Origin of the sequence: Duganella sp. CT11-25 (assembly GCF_047302815.1) — a bacterium.
GTDB lineage: Bacteria > Pseudomonadota > Gammaproteobacteria > Burkholderiales > Burkholderiaceae_D > Rugamonas.
On the sequence record NZ_JBKBFD010000001.1, the window covers coordinates 5,889,602 to 5,912,719 of the forward strand.

A 23,118-nucleotide genomic window follows, 5' to 3' on the forward strand; every position below is an offset into this window, starting at 1 on the left:
TAACCAACTTCCCGGTAGGAAGTCGACAGGCGCTCGTGACCATTGGTTAAAGTGGTTTGGTCAGGGCCTTGATAATTTCACTATGCAGGAGGCGGTGTCAATAATGAAACCTTAGCTGTTAATATAAAACAACGGTAAGTTAAAGATGTCTAGATGTATAGACGAAAAAAAGGGCCCCGAAGGGCCCTTTCACGGGATCGACCTGATTAGAACTTGTAGTTGCCGGTCAGGTAGAAGGTGCGGCCCAGCGGGTCGGTATAGCGGCCATCGTAGCCAGCCTGGTTACCACCACCGGCGTTGCGGATGGTGAACGGCGGGGCGATGTCGGCCAGGTTCTTGATGCCGGCGGTCAGCGTGAACTGCTTGCTCAGCTGCGCCTTGGTCTGCCAGTCGAAGGTGGTGTACGAGCTGACCTTGCGCGAGAACGGCACGTAGTCGCCCAGGGTGCCGTCGGCCAGCACTTCACGCACGACGGTGTCGTCTTCGTTGTACACCTGGTCGATGTAGCCCGAATGGTAGTTGGCCGTCAGCGAGTGGATGAACATATTGGTGCGCAGCGACGCGGTCAGCTTCGAAATCCAACGGAAGGTCACGTCCGAGTACGAGTTGAAGCGGCCGATGTTCTTCTCCAGGCCGGTGCCTGGGGTTTCCTGTTCCGCCTTGGTCATGTAGGTACCGGTCCACTGCACGTTCAGCTTGCCGAACGGGGTCGTGGTCTTGTAGGTGTGATCCCAGTCGATACCCTGGTAGTGCGAGCTGGCCAGGTTGAACGGGGTCAGCGCCGCAACCAGTACGTTCTGCTTCTGGATCGGATCGTAGTAGACGCGCAGCAGGCTGTCGTAGACGGCCGGGTTGTTGAACACCAGGTCTTCCGACAGGGTCTGGATCTGGTTGGTCAGCTTGACGTCCCACAGGTCGAAACCGATCGACAGGCTAGGCATGGGTTCCAGACGGAAGCCCAGCGTCGCTTGTTTCGATTCTTCCGGCTTCAGCGCGCCGGCGCCGACGGCGGCGTTACCACCGGACAGCAGGCCGTATTCCGACGAGCCAGGGTTGCACAGCTTGAAGCGTGGATCGCTGGCCGAGGTGATCGGGCAAGCGTGGAAGGCCGACGAACCACCGTTGACCAGCGGCTTGACGATGTTGACCATGGTCGGCGCCTTGAAGCCGGTGCCGTAGGAGCCGCGGATCAGCAGCGATTCGACCGGGTTCCAGCGCAGCGCCAGTTTGTAGGTGGCCTTGCTGGCGGTCTCGCCCTGTTTGCCGGAGCCGATCAGGTTGCCGTCAGCGTCGAAGTTCTTGTCGTTGGTGACGGCGCTGAAATCGTCGTAGCGGGTCGACGCGGTCAGGTCCATATTCTTCAGGACAGGCAGCAGCAACTCGCCGTACGCACCCCAGTTTTTACGACTGGCGTCGATCGGCAGGGCGCCGGCGCCACCACCGACGATGGCGTCGGTGAAGGTGGGCTGCTGCTTGTTCTGGCCTTGCGAGTAGGCATCCGGGGCTTCCGAATACTTCTGCTTGGTGAAGTCGGCGCCGACCGCCAGTTGGGCTACGCCGGCCGGCATCTTGAACAGCTCGGTCGAAGCGCTGGCCTGGATCATGTCGATGCTGGACTTGGTTTCGCTGAACTGGTTGTGCAGCACGGCCGGAGCCAGCACTGCCTGCGAGGTGCCCGGTGGCGCGAACGGATCGAACTTGCCGGCGGTGACCAGCGCGTCGAAGGCGTCCAGGCTCATGTAGCCGCCGGCGGCGGTGTCGGTCTGCTTGTTTTCCGAGTGGGTGTAGGCTGCACGGTAGTCGAAGCCCTTGAACGAGCCGTCGACGCCGAAGGCCAGGTGCTTGGCGACGGTTTTGTATTCGTCGGCGCGGCCGCCGGCGTCCACCAGGCGCAGGTTCATCGTCACGCTATTGACCGTTGCCGACGCCGGGATGCCCAGGCGGGTCAGGTATGGCGCGATCGACTTGGCGTACAGCGCGCTGCTCAGCGGCACGCCCAGCGGCTGGGCTGGCGCGGCGTATTGCGCGGTGTTGCTGAACGACGAAATCAGACCTTCGGCAAAGAAGTTGGTGTTGTCGTTGATCTTGATGTTCAACGAGCCGAAGCCGCTGTCGCGCTTCAGGCCCGGGGTGTTTTGCACGGTTGCCGCATAGTCGTACAGGCAGCGGTTGCCGACCTTGAACAGGTTGGCACCGTTGCAGGCGCCGGTGGCGAACAGATTCGGGCTGAAGGCCGCGCTGGAGGCGGAACCGTCGGCCTTGGTGTACTTGACGGTGGCGGTGCCCGGAATCGAGTTCGAGCTCAGCTGGTACAGGCTGTAAGCCTTGCCGTTATCGTAGAACGGAATCACGCCGCTCTTGGAGAAATCGCTGTCCTTGGCCCAGGAAGCCTTGGTTTCATCGTGGGAAGCCGACAGCAAGATGTTGTAGCCGTCCTTGTCGAGGTCGCCCCAGCCCTTGGAGATCGAGGCGGTCGAGGTCTGGCCGCCGCTGCTGTTTGGCTGGCTGTACGAGGCATCGATGATGGCGTCGGTCTGGTTTTTCTTCAGGATGAAGTTGACCACGCCGGCGATCGCGTCCGAACCGTACAGGGTGTTGGCGCCGTCGGTCAGGATCTCGACGCGCTCGACCGCCGCCAGCGGAATGCTGGCCAGGTTGACGGTGGAGCCGGAGGTGGCTGGCGCCAGGCGGCGGCCGTTCAGCAGCACCAGCGTGTAGCCTTCGCCGATGGCGTGGATCGAGGCGGTTTGCAGACCGCCGCCGCCGCCGTTGACCGACATCGACGAGGTGGTGAAACCTTGCATCGACGGCAGCGTGGCGATCAGGTCGGCCACGCTGGAGGCGCCGGATTGCTCGATCTGTGCCTTGGACAGGGTCTGTACCGGCAACGCGCCTTCAGCGGTAATGCGCTTAATGCTCGAACCGGTAATTTCCACGCGCTGGATAGGCGCGTCCGCGGTTTGTGCCACGGCGGCGTGCATGCCCAGCGCCAGGCCACTGGCGCAGATCAGGCGTACCGATCGCGACAATACTGTTTCAACCATCATTATTTAGCTCCCAATTTAAAACGATGAACACGGGTGTGATTTAGTTATTTTTTATCGGCGATACCGCTGCCGTTGAAAAAAACATGAACGTTCTTTTCATCTGCCCATCAGATCACCCGGCGTTAATTACTGTCAATGTGCAAAGATCACTGAAAATAGTTAAATGTTATTGTTTTATCCGAGTCAACAATGCCTCAAATTTGATCGAAAAAACGCTCTAATTTGGTGCGCACGGCATCGAAATCGGTTGAAACCTTGATTTACTATCAAAAAAGAAGCGAATGTATTGGCGGGGCGTCGTTGCCTTGCAACATTGTGGTGCATGACAATATTTATGAACCTGCGTTAATAGAGATACATGGCGTTACATTTTTGCGACAGGTGAAATGCTCTATGGAAATAAAGATTCAGGTAGTAAAAAACCCGGATGCGCCTGCTGGCGGATCCGGGTTCGGGGGCTTTAGCTATTCGCTATCGCCGGTCGATCAGAACTTGTAGGAACCGCTCAGATAGAAGGTGCGGCCCAGGGCGCTGGAGTAGGACGGGTTGTAGCCGATCTGGTGCGAACCGGTGTTGCGCAGCGAGAAAGGCGGGTTGCGGTCGAACAGGTTGACCGCGCCGGCCGTGATCTCCACGTTCTTCAGCGGACGGTAGGCCGTCTGCAGGTCGAAGGTGGTGTAGCTCGGCACTTCCAGCGTGATGTCGTAGCATGCCTGCGCCGCATCGGCCGTGGTCACCGCGCAGTCATCGGCGTTCTGATGCTTGTCGGTGTAGCCGTTGCGGTAGTTGGCCGTCAGCGTGTGGGTCCACCGGGCGTTGTCCCACGAGGTGCTGGCCTTGATGATGTTGCGGAAGCTGACCTTGTCGTTCGAACCGTATTGGTTCAGGCTGGTTTCCCACTGGTCATCGGTGCCCGGCGTGGTGTAGCGCGAGCGCAGCAGGTAGGTGCCGGCCAGGCGGTTGGTCAGGCGGCCGTCGAGCAGCTTGATCTTCTGGGTGAAGTCGTAGTCGACGCCGCGGTTTTCCACCTTGCCGATGTTAATCGGCAGCAGCTTGATCGCCAGCACATCCAGGCCGGTCGACGCGATGTGCTTGGTGGTGAACAGGTTGGCGTACTTGGCCGGGTTCTGGAAGATCAGGCCTTCCGACACCGAGTTCACCTGGTCGCGGATCTCGACGTTCCACAGGTCCAGCGCGACGCTGGTGGTGCTGGTCGGCTCCCACACGGCGCCGATCGACCATTGCCTGGATTTCTCCGGCTTCAGGTCCGGGTTGCCGCCCTGGAACACTTCGAACTGGCCGCGGCCGCTTTCGCAGTACTTGGCCAGCGGGTGGCCGGCCAGGCCGTTGGCGGCGGTCAGCGGGCAGTTGTAGGTGCCGCCGGTGACGCCGAACTCTTCCAGCGGGCCGGCGATTTCCGTCATGCTGGCCGCGCGGAAGCCGGAACCGGTCGCCGCGCGCAGCATCAGGTTCCTGGCCGCCGCGTACTTGGCCGATACCTTGTAGGTGCCGGCGCTGGCCGAATCGCCGACATCGTGGCCGGCCAGCTTGTCCTTGACCGCGCCGATGGTGTCGTAGCGGCCGGAAGCGGTCACTTCCAGCTTTTTGCTGATTGGCATCATCAACTCGGCATAGGCGCCGCCGTTGGCGCGCTCGTAGCTGTTGTCGAACACCGGGCTGTCGAACAGGATCTGCGCCTTGCTGGCGACGTCTTCCTGGTTGGTCTTGAAGCTGGTGACGCGGTAGTCGACGCCGACGCCGATCATCGCGCTGCCGCCCGGCAGTTCGAACGCCGGGCGCGAAGCGCGCGCGTCGGCGCCCTTCATGACCACGGTTTGCGTGTTGTACAGGCCGTTGAAGCCGGTGGCGTTCAGCGCGTCGCGCATCGCTTGCGGCATGTCGCCCTGGGCGTAGGCGAACGGATCGAAGTTGCCGCTGTTGAGCAGGGCGTCGAACTTGTCGGCCAGCGGGAAGCCGCCCAGGTACTTCTGCTCCTGCTTGTTGCGCGACCAGGTCAGGGCCGAGTTGAGGTCCCAGCCGTAGGCGCTGCCGTCGACGCCGGCCACCAGGTGGGTGGCCTTGGTGCCGTATTCGTAGCCGCGGTCGCCCATTTCATACAGGCGGTACTTGACGGCCACCGAGGTCACGCCGGCGCGCTGTTCCGGCGTCAGGTAGGGCGACAGGTATTTGTTGTACAAGGCGCTGTCGGTCGACAGCGAGAAGTCGGCCGGGTAGGGCGCGATGCGGGCGGTGATCTTCGCTTCGGTGTAGGCGGCGTCGAAGAAGGCCTTGAAGCCGGTGCCGCCCAGCTTGATGCTGCCCGAGCTGAACAACGAGTCGCGGCTCGATTCCGGATTGATCTCGATGGTCGAGGTGTAATCGTAGTAGCACTGGCCGTCGCCGAAGGCGTCGACGTTGACCGGCGCGCACTTGCCGTTGATCAGCGCGTACGGGTTCAGGTTGGCGGTCTGCGACTTGCCGCTGGCGTCGTTGTACTTGACGGCCGCGTTGGCCGGGATGGCGCGCGAGGAGCCGTTGAGGAACTGCAGCGCCTTGCCGGTCTTCGGATCCGTGAAGTTGATCATGCCGGTCTTGGCGAAATCGCGGTCCGATGCCTTCAGCTGCTTTTGCTCGTCGTGGCTGAGCGAGACGAACACGCTGTAGCCGTCTTCCTCCAGGTCGCCGAAGCCCTTGCTCAGGCTGATCGAATTGGAGCGGCCGCCTTGTTGCTCAGGCGCGCTGTACTTGGCGTTGATTTCCCACGGGGCTGCGCCTTTCTTCAGGATGAAGTTGACCACGCCGGCGATGGCGTCGGCGCCGTACAGCGCCGAGGCGCCGTCGGTCAGCACTTCGACGCGCTCGATGGCCGACAGCGGGATCGAGTTCAGGTCGATCACGGTGCCCGAGTTGGACGGCGCGATGCGGCGGCCGTTCAGCAGCACCAGCGTGTAGGAGGCGCCGATGTCGTGGATCGATGCGGTGGTGACGCCACCGCCGCCGCCGCCGACCGAGTCGGCCGCGACCGAGAAACCCTGCATCGCAGGCAGTTGCTGGATGAAGTCGGTGACCGTGGTGACGCCGGACTTCTTGATGTCTTTCTGGCTGAACGATTGCACCGGCAGCGAGGATTCGGCGGCGATGCGCTTGATGCTGGAGCCGGTGATCTCGACACGCTGCATCGCGGGTTCGGTGGCTTCCTGGGCGTAGGCATGGCCCAGGGTCATGGCCAGTCCGCCGGCAAACATCACGCGCAGCGAACGGGACAGGATTGTTTCTTTGATCATGTTGCTATGTGCTCTCTATTAGTGGTCATGTCCTCATGAGCTGGATTCTCACCAATTCTCACAAGGGCCGACATGAGACCACTTTAAGGCCACTCTTGTCAAATTTTATGCGGCTTTATGTAAAGAATGAATAGGTTTATGCCAAGAATGAAAAAAGGGCAGCGATTTCCCGCTGCCCTTCTTGCTTGCCAACTAATTATATTTAGTCAAACTTGTACTGCAGGCCAACTTTGACATAACGGCCGGTGGCGCCGCTGGCATCCATCGGATTGAAGCTCATGCCGCCGTAGGTCAGCGCATCCAGCGGTGCGATGCGGTCCAGCACGTTGTTCATCGAGGCGAACAGCTGCAGCGATTTGCTCCAGGTGTAGCGGGTCGACATGTCCAGCGTGGTGAACGATGGCAGGCGGCAAGCGCCGTTCGGCGAAGGCTGGCCGTTGGCGAACAGCACCGCGCATGGCGCGCCTTCGTAACGGATGTTCTTCATGTCCGAACGGTAGTTGACGGTACCGGAGAGGTTCCAGTCGCCCTTGTCCCAGGACGTGATCAGGTTGATCTTGTCCTTCGGCGTACCGGCGCAATCCGAGGTATCGCAGTTGCCGTGCGTGCCGGCGAACTGGAACACCTGGTTCTTGTCGGCGCGCACCCACGAGGCCACGTGCGACCACACCAGGTTGATGGTGGCCTTGCCGTAGGCGCCCAGGCGCAGGCGCTGCTTGACGTCCAGGTCGACACCCTTGACTTCGGTGTAGCTGGAGTTCTGGTAAGGCGCCTTGGAGATCAGCAGGGTGCCGGTGCCGGGAATCACGACGCCGTCGACCACCAGGTTGTTGTCGGCGCGGATGGCGGTCGGCAGGGCCGCCGCTTCAACGTAGGACAGCGGGTTGATCTCGTTGGTGCGGCGGATTTTCCATGCGTCCAGCGACAGGTTGGTGTCGTTCAGCGGATCCCATACCAGGCCCAGGGTGTAGCCCTTCGACTTCTCCGGCGACAGGTTGGGATTGCCGACCTTGACCGCGCCGATCTGGATGTTGCAATCGAGCGAGGTGGCGCCGCCGGCCGCCGGCTTGTTGTTCGGGCAGCGGACCGGGTCCACCACCGACGAGGTGCCGGTCGACTGGCTGCTCAGGTTCGATTCGGCCACGCCTGGCGCGCGGAAACCCTCGGTGTACGTGCCGCGCACCGCGAAGCTCTTGATCGGGGTCCATTTCGCGCCCAGTTTCGGGGTGGTCGAATTGAAGTTGGCGTAGTGGTCGTAACGCAGCGCGCCCGACAGTTCAACCGTCTTCAGCACCGGCGCCAGCACTTCGGCGTACACGGCCGAGACGCGGGTGTCGCCCTTGGCGGCCACGTAGGACAGGTTGGTCGAGCCGTCTTCGGAACCGGTCAGCGACGGGTTGTCCAGCTTTTCGCGGCGGTGTTCGCCGCCGATCGCCAGGCCCATGTTGCCGCCTGGCAGGGCGAACAGTTCACGCGAGGCCTTGAAGTCGACGATGTCCAGCTGGGTGGTCGAGTTCGACGACGCGTTCACGCGCAGCGCGGCGTACAGCGAAGCCGGGTTCTTGTAGGCTTCGGCGCCGATGTAGTACGGGAAGTACTTGCTGGTCGGATCGCCCAGCGCGGACTTCAGCACGTTCATGTTCAGCTGGTTGGTCCATTCCAGGTACAGCTTGGATTCGGAGTGGGTGAAGCCCGCATCCCAGTCCCAGCCGTAGTTGCTGCCCTTGGCGCCCAGCACGATGCGGCTGAAGTCGTTGTTGGCGATGTGGTTGCTCGGGCCCAGGTCGAACATCGAGTAGCGCAGGCGGGTGTTGACGCCGTAGATGTTTTGCGGGTGCGAACCGGCCATCAGCAGGTCGTTGCTGTACAGGATGATGCCCTGCGGGTTGGCCGCGGTGGCCGGGAAGGTCACGTTGGGCGTGGCCGTTACCGGCGCCAGCATGAACGAGCTGTTGCGCTTCGAGTAGCCCAGTTCGGTGTACACCTGCAGGTCGGAGTTCACCTGCAGCGTGCCGCGGGTGTACAGGTTCAGCGATTCCACTTCCGGTTGCATGCCGCGGAACTGGTCTTGCGACCACAGGCAGCCGCCGGCGGCGTCCTGCTTGACGGTTTGCGAGAACTGCCCGCAGCCGCCCAGCGAGGTGTAGTTGCCGGTCTTCGGATCGCGCAGCGCGCCGGTCGGGGTTGGCGAGGAGGCGCCAGGGGTGATGAAGCCGCCCATGTACTGGGTGTTCTGCAGGTAGCCCCAAGGACGGATGTCGCCGTGGCCGATCCAGCCGCGGTCCTTGCGGTCGGAGGCGGCCAGCGCGTCGGACTGCTTGTACTCGACGTTGAAGACGACGTTGTACTTGTCTTCGTCCAGGTTGCCCTTGCCGACGGTGACGGCCAGGTTGTTCTGGTTCATGTCGCTGTAGCGCGAGGTGCCGGTGTCGGCCTTGATGGTGACGCCTTCGAAGTCCTTGCGCAGGATGATGTTGACCACGCCGGCGATCGCGTCGGCGCCGTAGGTCGACGAAGCGCCGTCCTTCAGCACTTCGATGCGCTCGACCAGTTGCATCGGGATGGTCGACAGGTCGGTGAAGCTCTTCTGGCCGTCGTCGGCGCGCGCGAACGGCGCCATGCGGCGGCCGTTCAGCAGCACCAGGGTGGAGGTCGCGCCCAGGCCGCGCAGCGAGATCGCGGTCGAACCGGCGGCGAAACCGCTGCCGAAACCGGTCGGCAGGGAGCCGGCGCCGTCGACGGTCAGGGTCTGCAGGAACTCGGCCACGGTGGTCTTGCCGGACTTCATCAGCTCGTCACGGGTGATCATCTGGACCGGGGAGGCGGTCTCGGCGGATGCGCGCTTGATGCTCGAACCCGTGATTTCCACGCGCTGGATCGCGGCGCCCGGGGCGGCGGCGTCTTGTGCGAAGGCTGGCATGGCCAGAATGCTGACTGCTGCTACGCTGCCCGAGAACATCAGGCGCACGGAGCGGGATAAAACCGTTTCCATCATCATGAACAAAAACTCCAAAGAAAAACAAGAACTTCAGGCTGGCCGCGGAGCGAACGCCGCGGACCAGTCCATATGTTTCCGAAATATCTACAAATAAAGTATTTTCGGAAGGGGCGCATATAAACATTGAAAGAAGTTGCTTGTCAAACAAAACTGAAATTTGTGACGTGTAAAAACAACGATTTGTGTAAAATTTACATTGCTTTAAGCAATCAAATGCTGCAATGCACGAATTATTCAGAATTTAAGTTTGCCGCCGGCATCGACGCTATGCGGTGTGCAGCCCCGCTCGGTAATATTTATGAACGAATCGTTTTGTGCGTCGCCGCATAAAAAGTGCTGGACACGGCCGAGCGCACCGAAACGGGGCGGGTGGAATTGCCATTCCTGCCGTGGAAAAAGTGCTGTATTGTTAAGCCACTTTTGCGGCTTGAGGACGTGTTATGCAGGGCTTTAAATGGGCCGCCGCGGTGACCATCGCGACGGTTGCCGCAGGCTGGACGGCGATCGCGCCGGCGGCGGAGGCGGTCAAAACGTTGCGCTATATCCTGCCGGCCGCCGAGGCCAGTTTCGATCCGGCGCTGGGGCGGGACTTGTATACCGGCCACATCACCGAAGCGATCTTCGAAACGCTGTACACCTACGACTACCTGGCGCGCCCGGTCAAGCTGGCCCCCGGGACGGCGGCGGCGCTGCCGGAGGTGTCGGCCGACGGCAAGCGCTATCTGATCCGCCTGAAGCCGGGCATCCTGTTCACGCCCGATCCAGCCTTCGGCGGCAAGCCGCGCGAGCTGACCGTGGCCGATTACGTCTATTCGTGGAAGCGGCTGTTCGACCCCAAACTGGCGTCGCCGAACACCTGGCTGTTGGAGGGCAAGGTCGTCGGCCTCGACGCGCTGGCGGAGCGGGCCAAAAACACCGGCCGCTTCGACTACGACCAGCCGGTGGCCGGCCTGGAGCAGGTCGATCCGTACACGCTGCGCATCCACCTGACGCATACCGATTTCAACCTGGGCATGATCCTGGCCTACGAGCCGCTGGCGGCGGTGGCGCGCGAAGTGGTGGAGAAATACGGTGACAGCAAGGGCGAGGTGGCCGGGCATCCGGTCGGCACCGGCGTCTACAAACTGGGGCAGTGGATACGCGGCAGCCGCATCGTGCTGGAGGAGAATAGCGGCCACCGCGGCGAAGTGTGGGATTTCCAGCCCAGCACCGAAGGCGACGAGCGCATCGTCCGCCAGATGAAGGGCAAGAAGATACCGCAGATCGGCCGCATCGAGATCAGCGTGCAGCTGGAGGACCAGTCGCGCTGGCTGTCCTTCACCAGCGGCGAGGCCGACGTGTTCTGGCTGGACGGGCCGCTGGCGCCCAAGGCGCTGGTGGACGGCAGGCTGCGGCCCGAGCTGGCGGCGCGCGGCGTGCAGCTGTCGCGCAGCGTCGATCCCGAGCTGAGCTATTACTACTGGAATATGCAGGATCCGCTGCTGGGCGGCTTCAGCAAGGAGAAGATCGCGCTGCGCCGGGCCATCGCGATGGCGCACGACGTCGACGAGGAAATCCGCCTGGTGCTGAACGGCGAAGCGCAGCGCCTGCATTTCCCGATTCCGTCGGGCGTGGTCGGGCATGATCCCAATTACCAGCCCCTGCTGCGCTACGATCCGGTGCTGGCCAACAAGCTGCTGGACCGTTACGGCTACAAGAAAGGCGCCGACGGCTGGCGCAGGCTGCCGGACGGCAAACCGCTGGTGATCACCTACACCTCGCGCAACGAAGCGGCCGGGGTGCTGATGGCCGAGCTGTGGCGCAAGACCTATCACCGGCTCGGCATCCGCATGGACAACCAGCGCATGATCTTCAGCGATATCCAGAAAGCCGAGACGCTGTGCAAGATCCAGGCGCGCACCTACCAGTGGCTGGCCGACTATCCGGACGGCGACAACTTCATGCAGCTGTTCTACGGCGGCAACATCGGCCAGAACAACAACGGCTGCTTCCGGGATCCGCAATTCGACCAGTGGTTCGAGGCCAGCCACCGCATGCCGCCGGGTCCGGAGCGCGACGCGCTGTACCGCAAGATGGCGCGCCGGATCGAGGTGCTGGGCGGGTCGATGCCGGCCTACTCGCGCTATCGCAATATGCTGGCGCAACCGGGCGTACTCGGGTATAAAAAGCATCCCACCCTGCATCAGGAATGGAAATATATCGACATCGAGCGCGACACCGATCGCAAGGATCAGAAATAAATGTTTGCATACATTGTGCGCCGCTTGTGGCAAATGCTGCCGACCATGCTGGGCGTGGTGCTGCTGGTGTTTGTGTTGTTTAACTGGGTCGGCGGCGATCCCGCCTACATCCTGGCCGGCAAGATGGCCAATGCCGAGAGCATCGCCAACATCCGCCACCAGCTGGGCGTGGACCAGCCTTATTACGTGCAGCTATGGATCTTCATCAAGCAGATCGCCACCTTCGATTTCGGCCTGAGCTGGGCGACCGGCGAGCCGGTGTCCAACATCATCGCCACGCGGCTGGGGCCATCGCTGACGGTGCTGATCCCGCTGACCGTGCTGGAGACGGTGATCGGCATCGCGCTGGCGCTGGCCGTCGCCTTCGTGCGCGGCTCGCTGACCGACCGCGTGGTGATGATCGCCTGCACGGTCGGCATGTCGGTCAGCATCCTGGTCTACATCATCGTGTTCCAGTACGGCCTGGCATACAAGCTGGGCTGGTTCCCGGTGCAGGGCTGGGGCGAGCGTTTTTGGGAAAACCTGCTGCGCTACTCGACCTTGCCGATCGTGATCGGGCTGGCGGTGTCGATCGCGCCGACCTTGCGGTTGTTCCGCAGCTTCGTGCTGGACGAGGCCGGGCAGGACTATGTGCGCACCGCGCGCGCCAAGGGCCTGGGCGAGCGGCGCGTGATGTGGGTGCACGTGCTGCGCAATGCGGCGATCCCCATCATTACCTATGTGATGTCCAACCTGCCGGCGCTGCTGATCGGCGCGTTCCTGCTGGAGCGCTTCTTCGGCATTCCGGGCATCGGGCGTGAAGTGATACTGGCGGTGGAACGGAGCGATTTTCCAGTGATTAAAGCGATTACCGTGTACGTGGCGGCGGCGACCATGCTGTTCAACCTGCTGACCGACTTGATGTACCAGGCGGTCGATCCACGGGTGCAGCTCAAATGACGGCGCCTGTTTCCGTCGGCTTGTGGTGGCTGGCCTGGCGCCGTTTGCGCGCCGACCGCGTGGCGATGGCGTCGCTGGCGGTGGTGGCGGCGTTCCTGCTGATGCTGGTGCTGTCGGCGACCGGCCTGATCGTCGCCGATTGGGAGGGCGAGGTCGGCGTCAGCTATGCGCCGCCAAGCTTTGTCGGCGCTGCGCCGGGCGCCGCCGTGCAGCCTGCCGTTCCCGCCCAGGCACAGCCCTTGCCCGACAACCCCTTCGATCCGCTGGCCGACGATATCCGCGCGCTGCGGGCGCCGGCGACCGAGATGTACGGCGTGGCCGACCCGCTGGCCGAGGACCTGGCGCAGCTGGGCGCTTCGGGCGCAGCGGCGGCGGGCGCCAGCCGGCGCGCCACCTTGCCCTTCGGCGCCGACAAGTGGGGCCACGACATCATCAAGAAAACCATCAAGGGCGGCGAAACCTCCATCGTGGTCGGACTGGTGGCGGCCTTGCTGGCGGTGGGCCTGGGCACCTTGTTCGGCGCGCTGTCCGGCTATTGCGGCGGCGTGGTGGACGACTTCTTCAACTGGTTCTACAGCATCTTCACGGCGGTTCCGTCGGTGCTGATGATCTTGACCGTGGCCGCCGTGCTGCAGCAGAAGGGCGTGCTGACCATCGTGCTGATCCTCGGCCTGACCGGCTGGACCGGCCCCTACCGCCTGATCCGCGCCGAATACATCAAGCACAAGGCGCGCGAATACGTGCTGGCCGCCGACGCCATCGGCGCCTCGCACTGGCGCCGCATGTTCTCGCACATCTTCCCCAACGTCAGCCACGTCGCGCTGGTGCAGATGTCCATCCTGGTGGTGGGCTTCATCAAGGCCGAGGTGATCCTCAGCTTCCTCGGCTTCGGCGTGCCGGTCGGCGTGGTTTCGTGGGGCAGCATGCTCAACGAAGCGCAGAACGAATTGATACTCGGCCGCTGGTGGCAGCTGACCGCCGCCGCCATCGCCATGGCGCTGCTGGTGACGGCGTTCTCGCTGTTCACCGACGCGCTGCGCGACGCACTCGATCCGAAGGTGAAATGATGACCCAAGATAATCTGCTGGAAGTCAGCGACCTGCGCATCGCCTTCCGGCTCGACCGCAAGACCACGGCCGAAGCCGTCAAGGGCATTTCCTTCGGCGTGCCGCGCAACGCCACGGTGGCGCTGGTGGGCGAATCGGGCAGCGGCAAGTCGGTCAGCTCGCTGGCGGTGATGGGCCTGCTGCCGCCGGACAGCACGGTCATCGATCCGGCCAGCAGCATCCGCTTCGACGGCCGCGAGCTGCTGACGATGTCGGCCGCCGAGCGGCGCGCCATGTGCGGCAAGGACGTGGCGATGATTTTCCAGGAGCCGATGTCGTCGCTCAATCCGGTCTTCACGGTGGGCGCGCAGATCGCCGAGGTGCTGCGGCTGCATATGAGGATGAGCGCGGCGCAGGCGCGCCGCCGCACGCTGGAGCTGCTGGAGGAGGTCGGCATTCCCGATCCGGCCACTAAGATCGACGCCTACCCGAGCCAGATGTCGGGCGGCCAGCAGCAGCGCGTGATGATCGCGATGGCGATCGCCTGCGAACCCAAGCTGCTGATCGCCGACGAGCCGACCACCGCGCTGGACGTGACGATCCAGAAGCAGATCATGGAACTGATCGCGCGCCTGCAGAAGCGGCACGCGATGGCCGTGCTGTTCATCACCCACGACCTGGGACTGGTGGCCGAGATCGCCGACCATGTGATCGTCATGCGCCACGGCGAAGTGCGCGAGGCGGGCACGGCGGCGCAAGTCTTCGGCCAGCCGGCCGACAGCTACACCAAGGCGCTGCTGCACTGCCGGCCGACGCTGGACGCGCGCCCCTGGCGCCTGCCGGTGATCGCCGACTACATGGCCGCGCCGGACGCGCACCGCCACGCCGGCGGCGACATCGCCGAAGGGCAGGGCGTGACGCCCTTGCATCCGCTGGAGCGTCAGCGCGGCAGCAGCCCCGACGACCAGCCGGTGCTGGTGGTGAACAAGCTGAGCAAGAGCTTCCATGTGCGCGAAGGCTGGTTCGGCAAGCGCGAGTTCAAGGCCGTCAAGGATGTCTCGTTCACGCTGGCGCGTGGCAAGACGCTGGGCGTGGTGGGCGAGTCCGGCTCCGGCAAGACCACGGTCGGCCTGACGCTGCTGCGGCTGCACCAGGCCAGCGGCGGCACCGCCATGTTCGAGGGGCGCGACCTGATCGGCATGAGCGCGCGCGAATTCCAGGCCTACAAGCACCGCATCCAGATCATCTTCCAGAATCCCTACGCCTCGCTGAACCCGCGCTTCACCGTCGGCGACATCCTGCTGGAGCCGATGCGCATCCACCGCATCGGCGCCGACGACCGCGAGCGCACCGCCGCCGCATATTTACTCTTGGAAAAAGTCGGCTTGCCCGCATCTGCCTTCCAGCGCTATCCGCATGAATTCTCGGGCGGCCAGCGGCAGCGCATCGCCATCGCCCGCTGCCTGACGATGAAGCCGGAAATCCTGGTCTGCGACGAGTCCGTCTCTGCGCTGGACGTGTCGGTGCAGGCGCAGGTACTCAACCTTTTGCAGGATTTACAGGACGAGTTCGGCCTGTCATACATCTTCATCTCGCACGATTTGTCGGTGGTGAAATACATCGCCGACCAGGTGATGGTGATGCACCAGGGCGCCGTGGTGGAAATGGCCGATTCCGACCAGTTGTACCGCAACCCGCAGCACGCCTACACGCGGGCGCTGTTGGCGGCAATACCGCGGCACGGTTAAGCGGTTTTTAAGATAAGATATCTATATGGCGAACTTAATCCTCCTGTTGCAAGAATATGGCGTGCTGATCGTGTTTGCGATCGTGCTGGTCGAGCAGATCGGCTTGCCCATTCCTGCCTTCCCGATCCTGATCGTCGCCGGCGCCTTGTCGGTCGACGGCGACACCAGCTGGCCGGCCGTGCTGGCGGTGAGCGTGCTCGCCTGCCTGATCAGCGACGGTTTCTGGTTCCGCGCCGGGCGCCACTACGGCAAGCGCATCCTCAAGCTGCTGTGCAAGATCTCGCTGTCGCCGGATTATTGCGTCAGCCAGACCGAAGACAATTTCAACCGCTGGGGCCCGAAGGCGCTGATCGTCGCCAAATTCATTCCTGGTTTCAACACCATCGCGCCGCCGCTGGCCGGCGCGATGGGCACGCGCACCTCGACCTTCCTCGGTTTCAGCGTGCTGGGCGGCTTGCTGTGGAGCGGTACCGGCATCGCCATCGGCGCCTTCTTCCACACCAGCGTCGACCAGGTGCTGGAGATCCTCGGCACCATGGGTACCACCGCGCTGATCGTGCTGGGCGTGCTGCTGGTGCTGTTCGTGGCGTTTAAATATGTGGAGCGCAAGCGTTTCCGCCAGTCGGTGGAAATCGAGCGCATCACCATCGACGACCTGAAACAGTTGCTGGAGCAGGGCAAGGAGCCGGTGCTGGTCGACGCGCGCAGCGTGACGGCGCAGATGCTGGAGCCGGCGATTCCGGGCGCGCTGCTGTTCAACGGCGGCGAAACGGTGCCCGAGATCATCGCCGCGCTGGACAAGGGCCGCCACATCATCGTGTATTGCAGCTGCCCCAACGACGTCACCGCCGCCCATGTGGCCAAGCAGTTGATCAGCCACGGCTATAAGAGCGCCAAGCCGCTGCACGGCGGACTCGACGCCTGGAATGCCGCTTTCGGCGCGCGCGAAGCGGTTACCCACGACAGCACCGCGTCCGCGTAAGCCCGAACCGCCCCTCACAGGGCGGTTTTTCGAGGTTCTTTGTGGAACCGATTCCATAAAAGTGACCGGTAGTCATACTACGTAAAAAATATCCCGCAATGTAGTTTTGTGTGGCAAACCGGAATCAAGTGTACTAAAACTACAAACTTCGCTTGCCTCTCATAGTGAAAATACCTTAAGCTTAGGCCTCAACTATTTTCGATCTATCATGACAGCTCAGTCCCTTCAAACGCCTCCCTCCCTGACCACCGTTTTCCCTGGTGGCCCGCGTCTGCTGGCGGACATCGGCGGTACCAACGCGCGTTTCGCGCTGGAAACTGCTCCGGGCCAGATTGAGGCGATCGAAGTACTGGCGTGCGCCGCATATCCGACCCTGGCCGCCGCCTTGGTCGCGTATCTGGCGTCGCCGGCCGTTGCCCAGGCCGGCGTCACCGGCATCCGGAATGGCGCGATTGCGATCGCCAACCCGGTCACCGGCGACATGGTGCGCATGACCAACCACCACTGGGAATTCTCGATCGAGGCGCTGCGCCGCGAAGTCAACTTCGACACCCTGGTGGTGGTCAACGACTTCACCGCGCTGGCCAGCTCGCTGCCGCAGCTGTCGGCAACGCAAAAACACCAGGTGGGCGGCGGCGTCGGCGTGCCCGGCACCCCGCTGGGCCTGATCGGCGCCGGCACCGGCCTCGGCGTCTCCGGCCTGATTCCGGGCAAGGACGGCTGGACCGCGCTGCTGAGCGAGGGCGGCCACGTGACCTTCTCGCCGGCCACCCCGACCGAAGTCGCGATCCTGCAATTCGCATGGAAAGAATTCGAGCATGTCTCCGCCGAGCGCCTGCTGTCCGGCGCCGGCATCGAACTGATTTACCGCGCACTGGCCGACTATACCGACATGCCGGCCGAGCAGCTGAGCGCCGCCGACATCTCGCGCCGCGCGCTGGCCGGCGAATGCACGCTGTGCGACGAAGCCATCGAGGCGTTCTGCTGCATGCTGGGCACCATCGCCGCGAATATCGCCATCACGCTGGGCGCGCAGGGTGGCATTTATATCGGCGGCGGCATCGTGCCGAAACTGGGCGCGCGTTTCGACCGCTCCGGCTTCCGCGCCCGCTTCGAGTCCAAGGGCCGCTTCAACAAATACCTGGCCGCCGTGCCGACCTGGGTGATCACCGCCGAATACCCGGCATTTGTTGGTGTATCGGCAATCTTGTCCGAGAGACTTGCCTCGGCGTAAGCCTAGTTACATTTCGATGACCTCGAAATGCGCGTTTTACCTTTTTATCAGGTACAATTCGGCTGGTTGGATGAAACGTCTGGCTTCCTGCCCACGTTTCACGTAGAAAGCAGCGGCTTCGGCTGCTGCCGGCATGTCCCTCTCTCCCGCCAGGTGCGCCCTGGCTCGGAAAAGCAGCTTCAGCGAGTACTCTAGCAGGCGGCATCATTGGTGCCGGCCGTGCCTCACTGAATGTGATTGATTTCTTTCTTGCATGAAAATGCAACCACAAGATTGCTATGGATACAGCTGAGGCTAAAAGAGTCCTCGAAACCGCCTTGCTATGCGCTCGTGAGCCCTTGTCGATACACAGCCTGAAAAAGCTGTTTGTCGAACTGGACGATCAAGACCGGCCGCGCGGCCCCGGAGTGGGTTCCGATACGATCAAGGAACTGCTGGAAGAATTAAGGCTGGACTGGAGCGGCAAGGGCGTGGAGGTGATCAGCCTGTCGACCGGCTGGCGCTTCCAGAGCCGTCCCGAGATGAAGTTGTATCTCGACCGGATGAGCCCGGAGAAGCCCCCCAAGTATTCGCGGGCGACGCTGGAAACGCTGGCGATCATTGCCTACCGTCAGCCGGTGACGCGGGGCGATATCGAAGAGATACGCGGCGTAGCCGTCAATTCGCAGACGATCAAGATGCTGGAAGACCGCGGCTGGGTAGACGCCATCGGTTACCGCGACGTCGTCGGCCGCCCGGCTTTGCTGGGCACCACCAAGCAGTTTTTGGATGATTTGGGCTTGAATTCGCTGTCCCAGCTGCCGCCGTTGCAGCAAATCAGCGATATGCAGGGCGGCGGTCCGGACATGGAAGCGCTGGAAGCGGCCTTGCAGGAAAACTTTGATAAAGCGGCGCTGAGCAGCGCCGAGCAACAACAAGATGGTACGGATAGCGAGTTGCCAGTGGCCGAAGCACAAGAAGCCACGACTAGCCCGGAAGCCGGCCAAGAAGCACTTACTACTCACGACCCTGCGCCAGATTTAACGGTTGACGCTGAGCACAACCAAGAAATGAACAATGAACAATCCTAATACCCCAGAGACAGTCAACGACGCAGTGCCGGCCGAAGTCGCCGCCAAGCCTAAACGCCGCACCAAAGCCCAGATCGAAGCCGATGCGGCCGTTGCCGCGGCCGCCGGCGATGCGCCTGCCGCCAAGGCCAAGCGCAAGCCCAAGGCTGAAGCCGACGGCAAGGCGCAAGCGCCGGGCGCCGTCGCCGCCGATGCCGGCGATGCTCCTGCCCCGGTGAAAAAAACGCGCGCCAAGCCGGCCGCCAAGACCGTGGAAGCCGCTGCCGATGCCGCCCCGGCCGCGCCGGCCGACGCCGTCGTCAAGGCGCCGCGCGCCAGGAAAGCCGCACCCGCACCTGCCACCGACGCGGTCGGCGCGCCAGCCGCGCAGGCCGTTGCACAAGCAGCCGATGCGGCGCCAGCCGCTCCGGTTCAGGCCGAAGCCGGCGAGCGTGGCCCACGCGGTCCGCGCGGTCCACGCCAGATGCGTGAAATCCGCGCCGCGCGCGAAGCATTGAAGCCGCGTCCGGAACCTGTGGTGGCCGCCGAAGGCGAAGCCGCTCCAGCCGAAGAGGGCGCCTGGCCGAAAGACGGCAAGCCACGCCACGAGCGCGGTCCGCGCGCCGACGGCCAGCAGCGCAACGGTAAGAACGGCAAGGGCAAGAACGGCAAGCCGCGCAACGGCCAGGGTGGCCAGAACGCCAACGGCGCCAAGCTGAACGATGCCGACGCGGCATTCTCCTTCGTCACTTCGGACGCGTTCGACAGCGAAGAAGGCGGCAAGGGCCGTCACGCGCCGAAAGCCGTGCGCCGCGACCTGACCTCGGACGACGACGCGCCCAAGCTGCACAAGGTGCTGGCCGAAGCCGGTCTCGGTTCGCGCCGCGACATGGAAGACTTGATCGTTGCCGGCCGCGTGTCGGTCAATGGCGAGCCGGCCCACATCGGCCAGCGCATCCTGCCGACCGATGCGGTCCGCATCAACGGCAAGCTGATCCAGCGCCGCGTGAGCAAGAAGCCGCCGCGCGTGCTGGTGTACCACAAGCCGGCCGGCGAGATCGTCAGCCACGACGACCCGGATGGCCGTCCATCGGTGTTCGACCGCCTGCCGACCATGAAGGCCGGCAAATGGCTGGCCATCGGCCGCCTCGACTTCAACACCGAAGGCCTGCTGCTGTTCACCACCTCCGGTGACCTGGCCAACCGCCTGATGCACCCGCGCTACAGCATCGACCGCGAATACGCGGTACGCACGCTGGGCGTGCTGGAAGAAGGCATGCGCCAGAAGCTGCTGGCCGGCGTCGAGCTGGAAGACGGCCTGGCGCAGTTCTCCAAGATCGCCGACGGCGGCGGCGAAGGCATCAACAAGTGGTATCGCGTGATCATCGGCGAAGGCCGTAACCGCGAAGTGCGCCGCATGTTCGAAGCGATCGGCCTGACCGTGTCGCGCCTGATCCGTACCCGCTATGGCGCCATGACCCTGCCGAGCAGCCTGAAGCGCGGCCGCTGGGAAGAGATGGAAGAAAACACCGTGCGCGACCTGATGGCCGCCTACGGTGTCGAGAAAAAAGGCGGCGCCGATGGCGCTGCGCCTGCGCGTGGCGGCAAGCCGGCGCCGCAAGCGGCCAAGCCGGCCCAGAACAAGGGCCCGGAAAAGCGTCCGCAGCGCGGCCAGCAGGCCGAGCGCGGCAACGAGCGCCGCGACGAGCGCGATTTCGACGACGATGACGAAGACGACAGCGACGAGCCGAACTTCAACCGCGCCGATGTCAGCAATGACAACGCCATGCCGTTCGCCAAGTCGCCACGCGGCAATGGCCGCGGCCAGGGTGGTTTTGGCGGTGGGCAGGGGCGTCCGGGTGGTAACGGCGGCGGACAAGGTCGTCCAGGCGCCGGCGCCGGCGGCAAGGGCCGTCCTGGCGGCGCAGCCCAGGGTTCCGGCCGTCCAGGCGGCCGTCCTACCGGTATCGGCGGCTATGCCGGCGGGCGTCCGCTGGGCGAAGGCCCGGCGCGTCCGCAGGGCCAGGGCGGCCGTCCGCAAGGGCAGGGTCGTCCGCAAGGCGGCCAAGGCCAGGGCGGCCAGGGTGGTGGCCAGGGCCAGCAGGCCAAGGGCCCGAGCCGCGGTCCGCGCCAGCCGGATCCGCTGCAAACGACTTTCGGTTTCGGCAACGCCGGTGCGCCGCGCCGCAACCAGCCGCCGCGCGGTGGCGCCATCGATCATGGCATGCCGCGCCGCCGCAAGGGTTAAATCGCCTCTTGTCGCTTCATTTGAACTGTTGTTACGCTGCTTTTCGTGGTATGTCGATTGCAGCGAAGTTCATATAAGGTTATAATAACCAGCCTAGTAAAAGTTCTTCCGAGGGTATTCCCTTCAGGACGCTTTCATCTGGCTGGTATTACAAGAAGATGGGCAGATGCCCATTTTTTTTTTGTTGAACCGTTTTGAGTGGTCTGTTTTTCTAGAATAGAAACAGGCCTTGAATTGGAGAATTTCTTGCAGCTGCCGGATTTAATTGAAAAGACCGTCGCCGGTCTGGGCTATGAGCTGGTTGATGTCGAACGGGCCGAGCGCGGACTGCTGCGCGTGTTTATCGATTTCAGCGCAGCCGACGCGGAAGAAAAAGGCCCGATCACCGTAGAGGATTGCGCTACGGTCAGCCACCAGTTGTCGCACGTGCTGACGGTCGAGAACGTGAACTACGAGCGTCTCGAGATTTCGTCGCCAGGGCTGGATCGCCCCGTGCGCAAGCTGGAAGATTTCGTGCGTTTTGCCGGTAGCGAGGCTATCGTCAAACTGCGCACCGCCATGCCGGGTACGAACAACCGGAAATCGTTCCAGGGGATTTTGCAGGAACCCCAGGGCGAGAATTTGTCGTTGGAATTTGAAAGCAATGATGGTCCGGCGCTGTTGGAGTTTACGCTCGCCGATATGGATAAGGCACGCTTGGTGCCGCAGGTGGTTTTTAAGGGACGCAAAGCATGAGTCGCGAAGTTTTGTTATTGGTAGACGCGCTGGCGCGTGAGAAAAACGTCGATAAAGATGTCGTATTCGGCGCGCTTGAATTCGCGTTGGCGCAAGCCACGAAGAAACGCTATGAAGGTGAAGTCGATATTCGCGTTTCGATCGACCGCGAGTCGGGTGAATTCGAATCCTTCCGCCGCTGGCACGTCGTGCCCGACGAGGCTGGCCTGCAACTGCCGGACCAGGAAATCCTGCACTTCGAAGCCAAAGAGCAGATCGCCGACATCGAAGTGGACGACCACATCGAAGAGCCTATCGAATCCGTCGAATTCGGCCGCCGCTTCGCGCAAGACACCAAACAGGTGGTCCTGCAGCGCGTGCGCGACGCCGAGCGTGAACAGATCCTGGTGGACTTCCTGGAACGCGGCGACGCCCTCGTGACCGGCACCATCAAGCGCATGGAACGCGGCGATGCGATCGTCGAATCCGGCAAGATCGAAGCCCGCCTGCCGCGCGACCAGATGATCCCGAAAGAGAACCTGCGTATCGGCGACCGCGTCCGCGCCTTCATCCTGCGCATCGACCGCAATATGCGCGGCCCGCAAGTGATCCTGTCGCGTACCGCGCCGGACTTCATCATGAAGCTGTTCGAACTGGAAGTGCCGGAAATCGAGCAAGGCATGCTGGAAATCAAATCGGCGGCGCGCGACGCCGGCGTCCGCGCCAAGATCGCCGTCTACACGGCCGACAAGCGCATCGACCCGATCGGCACCTGCGTCGGCATGCGCGGTTCGCGCGTGCAGGCCGTGACCGGCGAGCTGGGCGGCGAACGCGTCGACATCGTGCTGTGGTCCGAAGACCCGGCGCAATTCGTCATCGGCGCGCTGGCCCCGGCCAACGTGTCGTCGATCATGGTCGACGAAGAGAAGCACGCGATGGACGTCGTGGTCGACGAGGAAAACCTGGCGATCGCCATCGGCCGCTCCGGCCAGAACGTGCGCCTGGCTTCCGACCTGACCGGCTGGAAGATCAACATCATGACGGCCGAGGAATCGGCCGACAAGGCAGCCCAGGAAACCGCGGCGGTGCGCGCACTGTTCATGGAAAAACTGGACGTCGACCAGGAAGTCGCCGACATCCTGGTGGAAGAGGGCTTTGCCAGCCTGGAAGAAATCGCTTACGTGCCGATCTCCGAAATGCTGGAAATCGAATCGTTCGACGAAGATACCGTCAACGAACTGCGCACCCGCGCCCGTGACGCCCTGGTCACCGAAGCGATCGCTTCGGAAGAAGGCCTGGAAGGCATGGATGAGGCGCTGGTCGGTCTGGAAGGCATGGACCGTGTCACCGCCGGCAAGCTGGGCCTGGCTGGTATCAAGACTGTAGAAGCATTTGCTGCACTGGCCTACGACGAATTTGGCGCCATCCTGGCCCTGTCCGCCGACCGTGCACGAGAACTGATTAAGAGTGAATTTGACGATGTGACCGACGAAGAGATGAAGTTGGTTGACTCAAAGTACGACGATCGTGCCAAAGGCTTGCAAGCCAAGGCATGGAGTCTTGCCGAATCCGCAAAGGCTTAATTTGAG

At 63.0% G+C, this 23,118-nt stretch carries 13 protein-coding genes; 10 read left to right on the forward strand and 3 right to left on the reverse strand.

Translation table 11 applies throughout. From position 1 onward, the window contains the following. Positions 1–206: 206 nt before the first annotated feature. The 3 genes from ACEN9F_RS25410 to ACEN9F_RS25420 all read right to left on the reverse strand — a co-directional run bounded on the left by ACEN9F_RS25410 (position 207) and on the right by ACEN9F_RS25420 (position 9,329). Positions 207–3,047 (reverse strand): TonB-dependent receptor domain-containing protein, encoded by a 2,841-nt coding sequence (locus ACEN9F_RS25410; RefSeq protein WP_413424540.1) that lies wholly within the window; start codon positions 3,045–3,047, stop codon positions 207–209. A gap of 485 nt (positions 3,048–3,532) precedes the next feature. Beyond that, complete coding sequence (locus ACEN9F_RS25415; protein ID WP_413424542.1) at positions 3,533–6,331, reverse strand: TonB-dependent receptor; 2,799 nt, start codon at positions 6,329–6,331, stop codon at positions 3,533–3,535. 202 nt (positions 6,332–6,533) lie between these two features. Then, the gene (locus ACEN9F_RS25420) at positions 6,534–9,329 is read right to left on the reverse strand and encodes a TonB-dependent receptor (protein ID WP_413424543.1); all 2,796 of its coding nucleotides are present in this window, start codon (positions 9,327–9,329) and stop codon (positions 6,534–6,536) included. 440 nt (positions 9,330–9,769) lie between these two features. On the opposite strand from ACEN9F_RS25420, the gene ACEN9F_RS25425 reads away from it, so the two are divergent. From ACEN9F_RS25425 to nusA, 10 genes are all read left to right on the forward strand, one after another. Then, positions 9,770–11,569 (forward strand): ABC transporter substrate-binding protein, encoded by a 1,800-nt coding sequence (locus tag ACEN9F_RS25425; protein ID WP_413424545.1) that lies wholly within the window; start codon positions 9,770–9,772, stop codon positions 11,567–11,569. Further along, the gene (locus ACEN9F_RS25430; protein WP_413424547.1) at positions 11,570–12,508 is read left to right on the forward strand and encodes an ABC transporter permease; all 939 of its coding nucleotides are present in this window, start codon (positions 11,570–11,572) and stop codon (positions 12,506–12,508) included. Next, positions 12,505–13,575 (forward strand): ABC transporter permease, encoded by a 1,071-nt coding sequence (locus ACEN9F_RS25435; RefSeq protein WP_413424549.1) that lies wholly within the window; start codon positions 12,505–12,507, stop codon positions 13,573–13,575. Before ACEN9F_RS25430 ends, ACEN9F_RS25435 begins: the two co-directional genes overlap by 4 nt. After that, positions 13,575–15,302 (forward strand): ABC transporter ATP-binding protein, encoded by a 1,728-nt coding sequence (locus tag ACEN9F_RS25440; RefSeq protein WP_413427176.1) that lies wholly within the window; start codon positions 13,575–13,577, stop codon positions 15,300–15,302. The genes ACEN9F_RS25435 and ACEN9F_RS25440 overlap by 1 nt, the downstream gene beginning before the upstream one ends. A 25-nt stretch (positions 15,303–15,327) precedes the next feature. Beyond that, positions 15,328–16,284 carry a VTT domain-containing protein gene (locus tag ACEN9F_RS25445; RefSeq protein ID WP_413424551.1) on the forward strand — a complete coding sequence of 319 codons (957 nt, stop codon included), beginning with the start codon at positions 15,328–15,330 and terminating at the stop codon, positions 16,282–16,284. 208 nt (positions 16,285–16,492) lie between these two features. Then, complete coding sequence (locus ACEN9F_RS25450; protein WP_413424553.1) at positions 16,493–17,518, forward strand: glucokinase; 1,026 nt, start codon at positions 16,493–16,495, stop codon at positions 17,516–17,518. Positions 17,519–17,796: 278 nt separating this feature from the next. Continuing rightward, a complete protein-coding gene (gene scpB, locus ACEN9F_RS25455; RefSeq protein WP_413424555.1) occupies positions 17,797–18,588 on the forward strand; it encodes an SMC-Scp complex subunit ScpB in 792 nt (263 codons plus the stop codon). Then, positions 18,575–20,815, forward strand: coding sequence for a pseudouridine synthase (locus ACEN9F_RS25460; protein WP_413424556.1), 2,241 nt, complete (start codon positions 18,575–18,577; stop codon positions 20,813–20,815). Before scpB ends, ACEN9F_RS25460 begins: the two co-directional genes overlap by 14 nt. A gap of 246 nt (positions 20,816–21,061) precedes the next feature. Next, the gene (rimP, locus tag ACEN9F_RS25465) at positions 21,062–21,550 is read left to right on the forward strand and encodes a ribosome maturation factor RimP (RefSeq protein WP_413424558.1); all 489 of its coding nucleotides are present in this window, start codon (positions 21,062–21,064) and stop codon (positions 21,548–21,550) included. Then, positions 21,547–23,112 (forward strand): transcription termination factor NusA, encoded by a 1,566-nt coding sequence (gene nusA / locus ACEN9F_RS25470; protein WP_413424560.1) that lies wholly within the window; start codon positions 21,547–21,549, stop codon positions 23,110–23,112. Before rimP ends, nusA begins: the two co-directional genes overlap by 4 nt. Positions 23,113–23,118: the final 6 nt, after the last annotated feature.